Below are 14,407 nucleotides of genomic sequence, written 5' to 3'. Positions count from 1 at the left end.
CGCGGAGGAGCCCGCCGTGTCCGATGAGCCTGTGGCCGCGCGCGCCGACCTGCCCTCGCTGGCGATCCGCCGGCCGCTGCTGGTGCTGGTGCTGAACCTGCTGATCGCGCTGGCCGGGATCGCCGCCATCCTGGGGGTGGAGGTGCGCGAACTGCCCGACGTCGACCGGCCCATCGTCTCGGTCCGCGGCGAGTTCCCCGGTGCCGCGCCGGAGACCATGGACGCCGAGGTCACGTCGGTGGTCGAGGCCGCGGTGGCGCGCGTCTCCGGGCTGCGCAGCCTGCGGTCCGCCAGCGAGGAGAACAACTTCCGCATCCGCGCCGAGTTCCACCCCGGCGCCGATCTGGAGGCCGCCGCCGCCGACGTGCGCGAGGCCGTCAGCCGGATCGAGCGCCAGTTGCCCGACGGTGTGGAACAACTGACCGTCGTCAAGGCGGATGCCGACGCCCAGCCGATCCTGCGGCTGGCCGTGTCCGGCGAGACCCTGGACGAAGCGGCCCTGACCCGGGTGGTCGAGACCGATGTGGTCCCGGCCCTGGTCTCGGTGCCGGGGGTGGCCGACGTCTCGGTCTATGGCGACCGCGAGCGCCAGCTCCGCGTGGTCGTGGACCCGCTGCGGCTGGCGGCGCACGGGCTGTCGGTCAGCGATGTGGCGGCGGTGCTGCGGACGGCGCCGCTGGATGTGCCGGCCGGCAGCTTCGAATCCCGGGACATGGACCTGATCGTGCGCGCCGATGCCCGCGTGGTCACGCCCGCCGACATCGAGGCCCTGGTGATCCGCGAGACGGTCCGCGTCGGCGACGTGGCCGAGGTCTGGTTCGGCCCGGAAGACGCCACCAGCGTCTTCCGGCTCGACGGCCGCCGGGTCATCGGTCTCGGCATCATCCGCCAGGCGCGCTCCAACACGATCGCGATCGCCGATGGCGTCACCGCCGCCGTCGCGCGCCTGAACGCCCGCCTGGGGGACGTCGAGATCCTGGTGACCTCGAACGACGCGGTGTTCATCAAGGGGTCGGTGCGGGAGGTGCTGACCACGCTGGTGCTGGCCGTGGTCATCGTGGTGGTGACCCTGTGGGTGTTCATCGGGGCGCTGCGGCCGACCCTGATTCCGACGGTCAGCATCCCGATCGCCCTGGTCGGTACGGTGTCTGCCATCTGGCTGCTGGGTTTCTCTATCAACATCCTGACCCTGCTGGCGCTGGTGCTGGCGACCGGCATGATCGTAGACGATTCCATCGTCGTGCTGGAGAACGTGCAGCGGCGCAAGGCCCAGGGCCTGGGCAGCCGCGCGGCCGCGGTGCTGGGCACCCGCCAGGTGTTCTTCGCGGTGGTGGCGACGACGGCGACCCTGGTGTCGGTGTTCGTGCCGATCTCGCTGCTGCCCGGCATGACCGGCCGGCTGTTCGAGGAGTTCGGCGTCGTCCTGGCCATCGCGGTGACCATCTCCTCGTTCGTCGCGCTGTCGCTGGTGCCGGCGCTGGCCGCGCGGCTGCCGGCGGGCGCGCCCGGCGGGCGGCGCGGCCCCTTGGGTGTGGCGGGGCGTGCCCTGGCCCGGCTCTATGATCGCTCGCTGGCCGCCGTGCTGGCGGCGCCGCTGGTGGTTCTGGCGGGGGCGATCGTGTTCGGCGGGCTGGGCTGGGGGCTGTACCGGGACCTCGACCGCGAGCTGCTGCCGCCGGAAGACCGGGGGGTTCTGTTCGTCTCCGCCAGCGGCCCGGACGGTGCCAATCTGACCTACGCGGCGCGTCAGGCCGACCACATCGAGGCCCTGCTGGCGCCGCTCATCGAGTCGGGCGAGATCGAACGGGCGCTGACCATCGTCGGGCGCTGGGATCCCAACCGGGTGTTCGTGATCGCGCCGCTGGCCCCCTGGTCGGAGCGGGCGCGCAACCAGCAGCAGATCATGAACGACCTGCGTGGACCGCTGGCGGCGCTGCCCGGGGTGCGGGCCGGCGTGTTCGGGTCGAACTCGCTCGGCCTGCGTGGTCAGGGCGGCGGCATGGAACTCGCCCTGATCGGCAACGACTACGGCCGCCTGTTCGAGGCCGCCAAGGCCCTGGCCCGGGCCATCGAGGATCGCGCCACCACGCTGAGCGATCCCGACATCGCCTATCAGCCCACCCAGCCGGAGCTGTCGGTGCGGCTCGACCGGCGCGCCGCCGCCGACCTGGGTATCTCCCTCGATGCGCTGGCCGCCACCCTGCGCGCCATGATCGACGGCGACGACATCGCCGACCTGAGCCTGGACGACGAAGCGATCCCGATCGTGCTGGAGTCGCGCGGCGGTGCCATCGACGATCCGGGCGACCTCGCCAACCTCTACGTCCGCGCCGAGGGCGGGGCGCTGGTGCCACTGTCCGGGCTGATCGCGCTGGAAGAGGCGGGGGTCCCGGCCGAGCTGGACCGCCGCGAGCAGCGCCGGGCCATCGACATCGACGCCGAGATCGCGCCCGGCGTGCCGCTGGCCGAGGCGCTGGCGGAGCTGCGCGCGCTGGCCGCCGCGGTGCTGCCGGCCGACGTCGAGATGATCCCGCTGGGCGAGGCCGAGGCGCTGGAGGAGACCGGGCGCGACATGGCCCTGACCTATGCCCTGGCTCTGGTGGTGGTGTTCCTGGTGCTGACGGCGCAGTTCGAAAGCCTGGTCTCGGCCCTGGTGGTGATGACCACCGTCCCCTTCGGCCTGGCTGCCGGGGTGATGGCCCTGCACCTGACCGGGACCTCGCTCAACATCTATTCCCAGATCGGGTTCGTGATGCTGATCGGGCTGATGGCGAAGAACGGCATCCTGCTGGTGGAGTTCGCCGATCAATTGCGCGACCGTGGCCTGTCTGTGCGCGCGGCGGTGACCACGGCCGCCTCCGTGCGGCTGCGGCCCATCGTCATGACCATGGTCTCCACCGTGCTGGGCGGGTTGCCGCTGATTCTGAGCACCGGACCGGGCGCCGAGGCCCGCGCGGCGATCGGCTGGGTGGTGTTCGGCGGGCTCGGGCTGGCGGCGCTGATCACGCTCTATCTCACCCCGCTGGCCTATCTGGGGCTGGCACGACTGGTGCGGCCGCGCGCCGCCGAGGGCGCGCGCCTGGAGCGCGAACTGGCGCACGCCGCCACCATCCCCGACCGCGGCGAGGAGGCCCCGGCGGAATGACGCGCGCGCGCATGCTCGTGGCCGGGGTCGGGCTGCTGTTGTCGGGCTGCCTGGCGACCGTGGGGCCGGACTACGCCCCGCCGGACCTGGAGACGCCGGCGGCCTATCGCGGCGGGGCGGACGCCGGGGGGCGGCTGCCGGAGGGCGCGGCGGCCCACGCCGCCTGGTGGCGGGGCTTCGGGGACGCGCGGCTGAACGCCCTGGTGGCGCGGGCGCTGGCGGGCAATCTGGAGATCGCCGCCGCGCGTGCCCGTCTGGCGGAAGCGCGGGCGCTGGTGGGCGTGGCGGCGGCGGCCGACGGCCCCACGCTCGACGGCACCGGCGGGGCCGATGCCGACGCCCGCCTGCTTCGCGATCCGCCGCGCGACCAGGAGACCGTGACGGGGACCGCCCGGGCGGGTCTGGCCTTCTCCTGGGGGCCGGACCTGTTCGGCGGCCAGCGCCGCGCGGTCGAGGCGGCCGCGGCCGAGGCGCGCCGCCGCGCGTTGTTGCGCGACGACCTGCGCCGCGAGGTGGCGGCGGACGTGGTGCGCCGCTACCTGGACATCGCCCGCGACCGCGCCGGGCTGGATCTGATCGACGCCTCGCTGGAGGTGCAGCGCCAGACCCTGGGTCTGGTGCGCCGTCGCTTCCGGGCCGGTCTGGCGGCCGCCCTGGACGTCAGTCGCGCCGAGGCCCAGGTGGCCGCCACCCGGGCGCGGCGCGGGCCGCTGCGGACCGGCCTGGCCGAGTCGGAGGCCGCGCTGGCGGTGCTGGTCGGGGGCGACGGGGCGGACGATCCGCCGGTGCCCGGGGCGGTGCCGGCCTATGCCGGGGGTCCGGACATCGGGCTGCCGCGCGACCTGCTGCGGGCGCGCCCCGACGTGCGCGCGGCGGAGGCCGACCTGGCGCGCGCGACGGCGGAGATCGGGGTCGCCGAGGCGGCCCTGTACCCGCGTCTGACCCTCCCGGGAACCCTCACGCTGTCGAGCACCGGGCTGGGCACGGCCGACGTGGTGCGGTCGCTGGTGGCGACGCTGGCGGCGAGTCTGGACATCCCGCTGCTCGACGGCGGGGCGCGCCGGGGTCGGATCGCGGCCGCCGAGGCGCGGGCGCGCGAGGCCCTGCTGGCCTATCGCGCGACGCTGGTGCAGGCGGTGGCCGAGGTCGAGACCGCCTTGGGGGCGCTGGCCGCGGCGCGGACCCGCGCCGACGATCTGGCCGAGGCCGTGACCGCCAGTGAGACCGCCGTGGGGCAGGCGCGCGGACTATACGCCCAGGGGCTGGTGGGGTTCCTGGATGTGCTGGACGCGGAACGCACGCGGCTCGACAATCGCCAGGCGCTGGTGACCGCCCGGGCCGACGTGGCCCGGGCCATCGCCGATCTGTACGCGGCGGCGGGGGCGCCCGTCCCTGGGCCGGGCGCCGACGGGGTGTCCAGACGAACCGAGGGGCGGCGATCATGACATCCGGGCCTGAGCCTGATCCGCCTGCGGGCGTCGGACCCCACGAGGGGCGCGAGCTGGCCCTCATGCTGGCCGGCGAGAAGCCGCTGGCCCTGTTCTGCGACATCGTGCCGTCGCCGTACGTGTGGCCCGACGACCGCTTCGCTCCGCACGTTGCCACCGGACGGCTGGTGATGTGGGAGTATCGGGAGCCGACGCCGGATGGGCGCCATACCGTGCGGTGGCTGTACTACGCGCTGCCCGGGGAGGAGTGGCGCATCGACAGGGCCCATGCCCTGCGCGCTGTGCCGGGCGAGGAGGCGTGTACCGAACTGGGCCGGCTGCTGGGCTATCGCGAGGCGGACATCCGCGCGTTCGTCGCCTGGCTGACCCGGACGCAGTCGATCGAATCTCAGACCACGTAGCCCCGCAGGCCGGAGTCGGCCCGCGTCAGTCGGCCCATCCGCCGGGGCGCGGCGGCCTATTCCGCCGCTGTCGCGTCGGCGCCGTGTGTCGCGGCCGCCACGCCGGCCGAGAACAGCTTGTAGGTGATCGAGTCGTGCAGCGCGTTATAGGACGCGTCGATCACGTTCGGCGACACGCCGACCGTGGTCCAGCGGTTGCCGGCGCTGTCGGCGCTTTCGATCATCACCCGCGTGACGGCGGCGGTGGCGGCCTCCGGGGTCAGGATGCGCACCTTGTAGTCCACCAGCCGCAGGTCGGCGAGCTGCGGGTAGACCGGCAGCAGCACCTTGCGCAGGGCCGCATCGAGCGCGTTGACGGGGCCGTTGCCCTCCGCGACCGTCATGTGGTGCTCGTCGCCGATCACCGCCTTGATGGTGGCCTCGGACAGGGTGATGAGTTCGCCACGGGCGTTCCAGCGCCGTTCGTCGATGACGCGGAAGCTGGTCAGGCGGAAGTAGTCCGGCACCCGGTGCAGCAGCCGCCGGGCCAGCAGCTCGAACGAGGCGCCGGCGCCGTCGTAAGCGTAGCCCTTGAACTCGCGCAGCTTGACCTCGTCCACGACCCGGGCCACCTGGGGCGCGTTCGGATCGACGTCGAGCCCGATTTCGCGCAGCCGTGCCAGCACGTTGGAGCGCCCGGCCTGATCCGAGACCAGGATCTGGCGCCGGTTGCCCACCAGCGCGGGGTCGATGTGCTCGTAGCAGCGCGGGTCCTTCTCCACCGCCGAGACGTGCAGGCCGCCCTTGTGGGCGAAGGCCGACTCGCCGACGTAGGGCGCATGGGGGTTGGGCGCGCGGTTCAGGCGCTCGTCCAGGGTGCGGGAGACCTCGGTGAGCTGGGCCAGCCCGTCCGGCTTCAGGCCGACGTCGTAGCCCATCTTGAGGACCAGGTTGGGAATCACCGAAATCAGGTTGGCATTGCCGCAGCGTTCGCCCAGGCCGTTGATGGTGCCCTGCACCTGGCGGCAGCCGGCGCGCACGGCGGCCAGCGAACTGGCGACCGCGTTGTCGGTGTCGTTGTGGCAGTGGATGCCCAGACGGTCGCCCGGGATGCCCTGCGCCACCAGGGCGGCCACGATCTCGCCCACCTCGTGCGGCAGGGCGCCGCCGTTGGTGTCGCACAGCACCGCCCAGCGCGCGCCGGCCTCCAGCGCCGCCGCGACACAGGCGGTGGCGTAGGCGGGGTTGGCCTTGTAGCCGTCGAAGAAGTGTTCGGCGTCGTACATCACCTCGGCCTTCTCGCGGGCCATGAAGGCCAGGCTCTCGGCGATCATGCGGCGGTTCTCGTCGGGTTCGACCCCCAGGGCCACCCGGCACTGAAAGTCCCAGCTCTTGCCGACCAGCACGGCCACGGGGGCTTCGGCCTGCACCAGGGCGCGCAGGCCGGGATCGTTGTCGGCGCTGCGGCCGGACCGCCGGGTCATGCCGAAGGCGCACAGGCGTGACCGCTTCAGGGGCGGCGGGTCGGCGAACAGGGCGTCGTCGGTGGGGTTCGCCCCCGGCCAGCCGCCCTCGATGTAGTCGATCCCCAGAACATCGAGCGCCTGCGCGATGGCCGCCTTGTCGGGGGCCGAGAAGTCGACGCCATGGGTCTGCGCGCCGTCGCGCAGGGTGCTGTCGAACAGATAAACGCGGGTGTCGCTCATGGCCGGGGTCGCTCTGCTGTCATCGGTGGGCGGCGCGCGCGCGGCGCGGATCCCGAACGGCGCACTGTGCACCAGGGCCATGACGGGCGCAACGCCGACGGGCAGCGCGCTCTACACCCCCTGGAAGCGCACCGGCCGGCCCTGGGGGGTGCCGAGCACGGCGCCATCGCGCATCACCACCCGGCCGCGGATCACCGTCATCACCGGCCAGCCGGTCACCGGCATGCGGTGGTAGGGGGTCCAGCCGCACAGGCTGGCGATCCAGGCGTTGTCGATGGTGTGGTCCGCGTTCAGGTCGACGATGGTGAAGTCGGCGTCATAGCCGCGCGCGATCCGCCCCTTGCCGGCGATGTTGTACAGCCGCGCCGGGCCGGCGCTGGTCAGGTCGACGAACCGCGCCAGGCTGAGCCGTCCGACATGGACGTGCGCCAGCATCACCGGCACCAGCGTCTGTACCCCCGGCATGCCGGACGGGCACTGCGGGTAGGGCAGGGACTTCTCCTCGCGCGTGTGCGGGGCATGGTCGGAGCCGATGACGTCGACCAGTCCGTCGGTCACCGCCCGCCACAGCGCGGCGCGGTGATAGGCGTTGCGGATCGGCGGGTTCATCTGGGCGAAGCTGCCCAGGCCCTCGTAGCAGTCGGGTGCGGCCAGGGTCAGGTGCTGGGGCGTGACCTCGACGGTGGCGAGGTCACGGGCCTCGGCCAGCATCTCCATTTCATCGGCGGTCGTGACATGAAGCACGTGCACCCGCCGGCCGGTCTCGCGCGCCAGCGCCAGCAGCCGCCGCGTGGCCCGCACCGCGGTCTCGACGTCGCGCCAGTCGGGGTGGGCGGCCGGGTCGGCGCGCTCCTCCGCGATCGCCTTGCGCTCGCGCAGCCGCGCCTCATCCTCGGCGTGCACCGCCACCCGGCGGCGGCCGCTGGCCAGCACCCGGCGCAGGGCGGTGTCATCCTCCACCAGCAGCGAGCCGGTCGACGAGCCCATGAACACCTTGACGCCGGCGCAGCCGGGCAGGGTCTCCCACTCGCCCAGGCTGTCGGCGTTGGCGTCGGTGGCGCCCAGGAAGAAGGCATGATCGCACCAGGCCCGGCCCTCGGACCGCGCCAGCTTGTCGGCCAGCGCCGCCGGGCTGTCGGTGTTGGGGCTGGTGTTGGGCATCTCGAAGATCGCCGTGACCCCGCCCAGGACGGCGGCGCGGGTGCCGCTCTCCAGGGTCTCCTTGTGCTCCAGGCCGGGTTCGCGGAAGTGCACCTGACTGTCGATCACGCCCGGCAGCACGTGCAGCCCGGTCAGGTCCAGCACCTCGCGCGCCGGGGTCGTCGCCGGAACGCCCAGCGCGGCGATCCGCCCGCCCTGGACCGCGACCGTCGTCGCCTGCGGTCCCGATGGCGTCAGCACCGTGCCGCCCCGCAACAGAAGATCGTAAGACCGCGTTGTGTCCACGCCCTCTCTCCCCCGTCTCGTCTCGTGTCGTCTCATCTCATCGTGTTGCGTTCGGGGCGGGCTCGCTCTCCCCGCTGCCGTGCAGTCTAGTCCAGGTTCGCCACCTGGGAGAACAGCCCGCGATAGCGCGCCAGCACCTGCGAGACCATATGCCCGTGTCCGAACGTCTCCTGCCCGGCCTGGATCAGAATGTCCAGTGCCCCCGGCTCCATCAGCAGCCATTTCAGGCCCTGGGTGACGGTGACCAGGTCATCGGCGGGCAGCAGCAGGGTGTTCTCGTTCGGGCGCATCACCGTTTGCGGATCCAGCCGGCCGACCGCGACCACGGGCTTGCCATGCGCCCAGGCCTCCAGGGCGGCGTGATCGGGCACGCTGTCGCGGCCGGTGCACACCACCACGTCGCTGGCGGCATAGAGCGCGCCCAGATCCTCGCGCCAGCCCAGGAAGCGCACGCGCGGCTTGATTCCCAGCTCATAGGCGATGTGCTCCAGGGTGTCGCGCTCGGGGCCATCGCCGGCGATCCACAGATAGACCTCGGGCAGCCGCTGCATGACGCGCAGAATGGTGGCGATGTCGCGCCGGTCGGTCATCTGCCCGGCGGTGAACAGCAGCGGCGCCTGTTCGGGCGTGAACAGCGTCTTGCGCGCCACCGGGGGCAGCGGCGTCTGGTCGACCAGCGGCGGCAGCAGGTGCACCCGCTCGCGCGGCCAGCCGCGGGCCAGCAGGGTGTCCTGCTCGGCGCCGCTGTGCACCAGCAGGTGCTGGCAGTGGCGATAGGCCTCCAGAGGCTTGCCCACCCCCCAGCGCCCCAGCACCGGCACCCCCATGCCGGTCAGGTGGGGCACCGTGTCGGGCGTCCAGGCCACCGCCAGGCCGGGCTGGAAGCTGCGCAGGTAGCCCTTGATGCGCCGCCGCACCAGGAACTCCAGGCCTTCGTACTTCATCGTCACCGGATGCAGGCCGGCCTCGCGCAGCCGCGCCACCCGGTCGGGGACGTCCCGCAGCATCACCAGTTGCTGGATGCCGTCGCGATGCAGGGCCAGCACGAGGCGTTCGAAGAACCGCTCGGTGCCGCCGATGGCGTCACCGGTGATGGCCTGCAGGACTCGCGGATCCATGAAACGGGGCTCCCTTGCGGCAGCGGGTCAGGGGACGGTGGACGGCGGGCGGCTGCCCCGGGCCGGACGCACCGGACCCCAGGACCTGGGACCCCAGGACCTGGGGCCAGCATACGGCCGACGGTGGCGAGATGGTGGCGCCCGCACCGGGTCCCGCGAGCCGCCCCCATCACAGGCCAAAAGCGCCGGCCGGTCAATGTCCGGCCCGGGCGTGGGGGCGTCAGGCGGCGGTCTCTCGCAACACCGCGGCGGCGGCCGCCGCGACCCGCCCGACGGGTAGCGACGTCATCCGGCTTTCGGTCACGGTGGCCGGGTCGAGGTCGGGCGGGAACAGCGCCGCATAGGGCTCGTCGGTGCGCACGACACGGCTGCGGGGTCCCCAGGGCGCATAATGGTCGTCGCGCGACGGGCCGAACAGACCGACCGTCGGCACGCCGGCGGCGGCAGCCATGTGCATCAGGCCGGAATCGTTGCCAACGAACAGCGTGCAGCGGGCCAGCGCCGCGTGGACGCCGAGCAGCGGCAGCCCGCCGACCAGATCCAACAGGCGCGGGCCGGCCAGCGCGTCCAGCACCGGACGGGCGGCGTCGCGGTCCTGCGGGCCGCCGAACACCGCGACGGCGGCGCCGGGCAGGGCGCCGTCCGGCGCGGTCAGGCGCCGCGCCAGGGCGACGAAGCGGTCGGCCGGCCAGGTCTTGGCGATCCAGTTGGCCGCCGGGGCCAGCGCCAGAACGGGCGCGTCCCCGGCGGGGGCGAGGGCGGCGGCCGCCGCCGCCTCGTCGGCCGGCCGGGTCCACAGCCGCGGCGCCGGCGGATCGGCACGGCCCGCCGGCCCCAGCGCCGCGCCGATGCGGCGCACCCGGTGCACGGGCGCCGCGCTATCGCCGCGCGGGCGCAACCGGCGGCCGGCGCGCAGCAGCCACGGCACGGGCGAGCCGCGCAGGTCGGCGACGATGTCCCAGCGCGTGCCCACGGTGGCCGCCCAGAGCGCCCGCCAGTGCCCGGCGCGCGGGCGCTTGTCCAGCACGTGCAGGCGCTCCAGCCCCGGTACGCCTTCGAACAGCGGCGCCGCCACCCGGCCGCAGGCCACCGTGACCCGAACCCCCGGATGGGTCCGGATCAGGTGGTCCAGCAATCCGGTCGACAGCACGGCATCGCCGATGCGGCTGTTGGTGATGAACAGCAGTCTCATGGTCCTCGGGTGATGGGGCGTGTGCCGGCCGGCGTCGGGTCGGATCCGGTCGGGTCGGGTCAGCGGCCGAACCGGAACCAGTGCGCCTCCAACTCGTCGGCGACCGTGCCCCAGCCGCGCCGCCGGGTCGAGGCGCGGGCCTCCTCCACCATGCCGGCGTGCAGGCCGTCGTCGGTCAGAATCTGAATCGTCACGTTGACGAAGGCGTCGTCATCCGGCACCAGCATGCCGCTGTCGCCGTTGGATATGCGTTCGGAGGCCCCGCCCAGCGGACGTGCCACCGCCGGCAGGCCGAGCGCCTGGGCCTCGGCCAACGGCCAACAGGCATGGTCCCAGGGCGCCCCCGGATGCAGGAACACGCGCGCCGTGCGCCAGGCGTCGGCCAGGGCGGCCTCGGGTTGCGGCTCGCGCACCTCGACGCCGTGCCCCGCCAGGGCGCGCACCCGCGCCACCGTGGGCGTCAGCGCCTCCGGCACCGGCTCGCCGGCCAGCCCGGCGGACAGCAGCGCGGAGTACAGGTGCAGCCGGGCCGCGGGCACCGCCGGGCCGATGCCGTGTTCCCAGCGATCCAGCAGCCATCCCAGGTCGCCGTGGACGGGGTGGACGGTGGCGACCGCCACCGGCGGCTCGGCGGGGGCCGGCGCCGCACGGTCGAGGAAGGCCGGCGCCACGCCCGGCGCCAGCACACTGACCCCCATGCCGGCGCTGTCGGGGCCGGCGGCGCGTTGGCTTTCGCTGATGTAGAGCAGATCGGGATGGCGGTTGGCGAGGCGCGCGCGCACCGACGGCCGGATCAGATAGTCCGGCCGGCCCAGTACCCACAGCACCCGGCGTCCCGGCCGCACCGGCAGCGACAGCAGCGACGGCCGGCGCACCGCGACCAGTACGTCGACCTCGTCGGGCAGCGAGCGGTCGCCCTCGTCCATCGGGAGCGGCAGCCACGCCACGCCGTCGACGCGCACCGGGTCGATGATCGGGGTCGCGACGGACACCACATGGCCGCGCGCCGCCAGCGCCCGCGCCAGCCCCACGACGGCGCGCTCGCCACCGCCCAGGGGCTCCTCGGCCGGCGTCCGCCCATCGTAGGCCACGCCATCGTCGGCAAACAGGATGCGCATGCGCCGCCTTATACGCCCGCGTCCGGGACCTTGCCAAGCCGCGCCGGCGGCCTACGTCTCCCGCAGACCCGCCGCGTGCCGAAAGGAGCGCCCGCCATGACCGCCGCCGCCGCCGCGCCGTCCGCGTTCGACGCCACCATTCTGGAGACCCGGGGCCTGCTGTCCCTGAGCGGAGAGGACCGGGCGCCCTTCCTTCAGGGCCTGGTGACCAATGACGTGACGCGGCTGGCGCCCGACCGCGCCGTGCATGCCGCCTTGCTGACGCCGCAGGGCAAGGTCCTGTTCGATCTGTTCCTGGCGGCCCATGGCGACGCCTGGCTGATCGAAAGCGAGGCGGCGCGGCTGGAGGACCTGCGGGCGCGGTTGTGGAAGTTCCGTCTGCGCTCGAAGATCACCCTGGTGGTGGCCGAGGGCTGGACCGTGGCGGCGGCGTGGGGTGCGGGCGCCCTGGCGGCCCTTGGCCTGCCCGCCACGGCCGGGGCGGTCCGCCGGCTGGGGAACGGCGACGGCGACGGTGACGGTCTGGCGATGGTGGATCCACGTCTGGCGGCCGGAGGGGCCCGCCTGTATCTCCCGGCGGAGCGTGCCGGGGCGATCCTGGACGGCCTGGGGGCGCGTCTGGTCGAGCCGGACGCCTACGACCGCCACCGCTTGCCGCTGGGGTTGCCGGACGGCTCGCGCGACATGATCGTCGAGAAGAGCACGGCCCTGGAAGTGGGCCTGGAGGAGTTGGCGGGCGTCGACTTCAAGAAGGGCTGCTACATGGGGCAGGAGCTGACCGCGCGCACCAAGTACCGCGGCCTGCTCAAGCGGCGGCTGATGCCGGTTGCGGTCGAGGGACCGGTGCCCGAGCCCGGCACACCGCTGCGCACCGAGGCCGGCAAGGACGCCGGCGAGATGCGCTCCGGTCTGACCCTGGACGGTACCCAGGGCCTGGGCCTGGCCGTGGTCCGGCTGGAGGCGCTGGCCACGGGGGCACCGCTGGTGTGCGGCGACAGCCGCCTGACGCCGCGGGTGCCGGACTGGATGGTTCTGCCGGAGCCGGCCGGGGCGGGATAGCCGCCGCCGGCCGTTCGCGAATCGGGAGCGCCCACGCCGAAAAGCCCGGCCCCGGCGGTCCCTAGGGGGACGCCGGGCGCCGGGCTTCGGCCGGATCACGGGAGGACGGCGGGGGCTCCCCCGCTGAGCCGAGCCGCCTTGGGTCAGGCGGTGTGGCTCAGGGGGTCGGGGCCGCGTCGATGTCGCCGTCGGCGGGCAGCACCTCGTCCGGCTCCAGGCCCATGTCGCCCAGCGCCTCGGCTTCCTCGCTCTCGGCCTCATCCGCCTCGGCGAGCGCCCGGGCCTCGGCCGCCTCCGCTTCCGCCTCGGCGGCGCGCTCGGCCTCCTCCAGGCTGCGGGCCACCGTGACCGGCACGGTGACGCTCACCTCCGAGTGCAGGGACAGCCGCACCTCGGTGGTGCCCAGCACCTTGATCGGGGTGTTGAGCTGCACCTGCGAGCGGCCGACGGTGTAGCCCTGCTCCTTGAGTTCGTCCGCGATGTCGCGGGCGGTCACGGAGCCGTAGAGCTGACCGCCCTCGGCGGCCTGGCGCACCAGCACCAGGGAGACCCCGGCCATGCGCTCGGCGGCCTGTTCGGCCTCCTCCTTGCGCTTCAGGTTGCGGGCCTCGATCTCGGCCTTCTGCGCCTCGAAGTAGCGCATGTTGGCGTCGGTCTTGCGCAGGGCCTTGCGCTGCGGCAGCAGGTAGTTGCGGGCGTAGCCCGGGCGCACCTTCACCACGTCGCCCATGAAGCCCAGGTTTTCGATACGTTCCAGCAGAATGACGTCCATCATTCCTCCTCCGATGCCCGGCCGGCCGCACGCCTGCGCAGCGTGGCCGCATACTCAACCAGTCCGGCCAGCACCATGGCGACGATGGCCACGGCCGACACGGACAGAAACACGATGTAGAACACGACCAGCACCAGGGTGGGCTGGGGCGTGCGCCGGGCCACCTGGTGGACCAGCTTGAAACCCAACAGCAGGAACGGCAGCGACAGGCCGAGCGCGGCCGACCATGCCACGTAGCCGGCATCGCCCGCCAGCACCACCGACGCCAGCACGACGGCGGCGAAGACCGCGCCATACCAGGCCGGCAGTTCGAGCGCGCCATAGGCCGGCGACGGCCGCACCGCCCGTCCCAGCCGCTGCGCCAGCGCCTGCGCCAGGACGGCGGCGACGACGATCCGGAACAGCCAGGACATCGCCATGCCGCCGGGCAGGAACTGGACCGCGCTGTCCAGCACCGCGCCGCGGGTGGCCCCGTCCAGCGCCGGCATCGCCCCCGACCCGGCCTCGGCCAGCATGCGGTCCAGCCCGGCACCGATCTGCTCGCGCAGCAGGCCCTGAAGGCCGTCCGCGTGGGACGGGGCCAGCAGGGCCAGGACGACCATCCCCAGCGGCGGCAACAGGGCCAGCCGGGCCAGGATCGTCCCCGCCGGCATCCAGGCCCGGGACCGCGCCGGGGCCGGGTTGGTCAGGCCGGGGGCCGGCCGCAGCGCCCAGGCCACCACCAGGGCGGCCGGAAGGGCGTCCGACAGCAGGTACAGTGTCCCGGCCCCGCCCGACAGGCTGACCAGACCGAAGGCCAGGGCGCCGACGCCGCAGGCGACGAAGCCGCCGGCCCGGCCGAGGGTGAACCCGGCCAGCAGCAGCGGCACCGGCGATAGGAACCAAGGGATGGCGCCGGCCACCGGCCCCAGGGCCAGCATCGCCGCATAAAGCAGCGCGCCGGCGATGCCGGCGGCCAGGGCGATCAGCACGGTCTGGGGCATGGTGAGGCCGTCCTGTCGAGCGCGTCGCGCTCGCGCGAGT

11 protein-coding genes are annotated in these 14,407 nt (G+C 73.8%); 4 read left to right on the top strand and 7 right to left on the bottom strand.

Annotation, left to right across the window (positions count from 1 at the left end; all coding sequences use genetic code 11):
• Positions 1 to 16 precede the first annotated feature (16 nt).
• Genes GGD88_RS07605 through GGD88_RS07595 form a run of 3 tightly spaced genes read left to right on the top strand, consistent with a single transcriptional unit; the run spans position 17 to position 4,994 of the window.
• Positions 17 to 3,145 carry an efflux RND transporter permease subunit gene (locus tag GGD88_RS07605; RefSeq protein ID WP_184433684.1) on the top strand — a complete coding sequence of 1,043 codons (3,129 nt, stop codon included), beginning with the start codon at positions 17 to 19 and terminating at the stop codon, positions 3,143 to 3,145.
• Positions 3,142 to 4,590 (top strand): efflux transporter outer membrane subunit, encoded by a 1,449-nt coding sequence (locus GGD88_RS07600; protein ID WP_184433681.1) that lies wholly within the window; start codon positions 3,142 to 3,144, stop codon positions 4,588 to 4,590. Before GGD88_RS07605 ends, GGD88_RS07600 begins: the two co-directional genes overlap by 4 nt.
• The gene (locus GGD88_RS07595; protein ID WP_184433678.1) at positions 4,587 to 4,994 is read left to right on the top strand and encodes a hypothetical protein; all 408 of its coding nucleotides are present in this window, start codon (positions 4,587 to 4,589) and stop codon (positions 4,992 to 4,994) included. The genes GGD88_RS07600 and GGD88_RS07595 overlap by 4 nt, the downstream gene beginning before the upstream one ends.
• Before the next feature lie 56 nt (positions 4,995 to 5,050).
• Here the strand turns inward: GGD88_RS07595 and cimA are convergent, their stop codons facing one another.
• From cimA to GGD88_RS07570, 5 genes are all read right to left on the bottom strand, one after another.
• Positions 5,051 to 6,679 (bottom strand): citramalate synthase, encoded by a 1,629-nt coding sequence (gene cimA / locus GGD88_RS07590; protein ID WP_184433675.1) that lies wholly within the window; start codon positions 6,677 to 6,679, stop codon positions 5,051 to 5,053.
• A 111-nt stretch (positions 6,680 to 6,790) separates the two neighbouring features.
• Complete coding sequence (locus tag GGD88_RS07585; protein WP_343056306.1) at positions 6,791 to 8,125, bottom strand: dihydroorotase; 1,335 nt, start codon at positions 8,123 to 8,125, stop codon at positions 6,791 to 6,793.
• Between the two features lie 86 nt (positions 8,126 to 8,211).
• Positions 8,212 to 9,243, bottom strand: coding sequence for a glycosyltransferase (locus tag GGD88_RS07580; protein ID WP_184433669.1), 1,032 nt, complete (start codon positions 9,241 to 9,243; stop codon positions 8,212 to 8,214).
• A 220-nt stretch (positions 9,244 to 9,463) separates the two neighbouring features.
• Positions 9,464 to 10,435: a glycosyltransferase family 9 protein gene (locus GGD88_RS07575; RefSeq protein WP_184433667.1), complete on the bottom strand. Its 972-nt coding sequence runs from the start codon at positions 10,433 to 10,435 to the stop codon at positions 9,464 to 9,466.
• Between the two features lie 59 nt (positions 10,436 to 10,494).
• Positions 10,495 to 11,553: a glycosyltransferase gene (locus tag GGD88_RS07570; protein WP_184433664.1), complete on the bottom strand. Its 1,059-nt coding sequence runs from the start codon at positions 11,551 to 11,553 to the stop codon at positions 10,495 to 10,497.
• Between the two features lie 96 nt (positions 11,554 to 11,649).
• On the opposite strand from GGD88_RS07570, the gene ygfZ reads away from it, so the two are divergent.
• Positions 11,650 to 12,612 carry a CAF17-like 4Fe-4S cluster assembly/insertion protein YgfZ gene (gene ygfZ / locus GGD88_RS07565; protein WP_184433661.1) on the top strand — a complete coding sequence of 321 codons (963 nt, stop codon included), beginning with the start codon at positions 11,650 to 11,652 and terminating at the stop codon, positions 12,610 to 12,612.
• A gap of 157 nt (positions 12,613 to 12,769) precedes the next feature.
• Here the strand turns inward: ygfZ and rplI are convergent, their stop codons facing one another.
• Together rplI and GGD88_RS07555 are read right to left on the bottom strand one after the other, a co-directional pair.
• The gene (gene rplI / locus GGD88_RS07560) at positions 12,770 to 13,384 is read right to left on the bottom strand and encodes a 50S ribosomal protein L9 (protein WP_184433962.1); all 615 of its coding nucleotides are present in this window, start codon (positions 13,382 to 13,384) and stop codon (positions 12,770 to 12,772) included.
• Positions 13,384 to 14,367, bottom strand: a complete 984-nt coding sequence (locus tag GGD88_RS07555; protein WP_184433658.1) for a DUF2232 domain-containing protein — start codon at positions 14,365 to 14,367, stop codon at positions 13,384 to 13,386. Before GGD88_RS07555 ends, rplI begins: the two co-directional genes overlap by 1 nt.
• Positions 14,368 to 14,407 lie beyond the last annotated feature (40 nt).

This window comes from Roseospira goensis (assembly GCF_014197795.1).
GTDB lineage: Bacteria > Pseudomonadota > Alphaproteobacteria > Rhodospirillales > Rhodospirillaceae > Rhodospira > Rhodospira goensis.
This window is presented reverse-complemented; position numbering and strand designations above follow the sequence as displayed.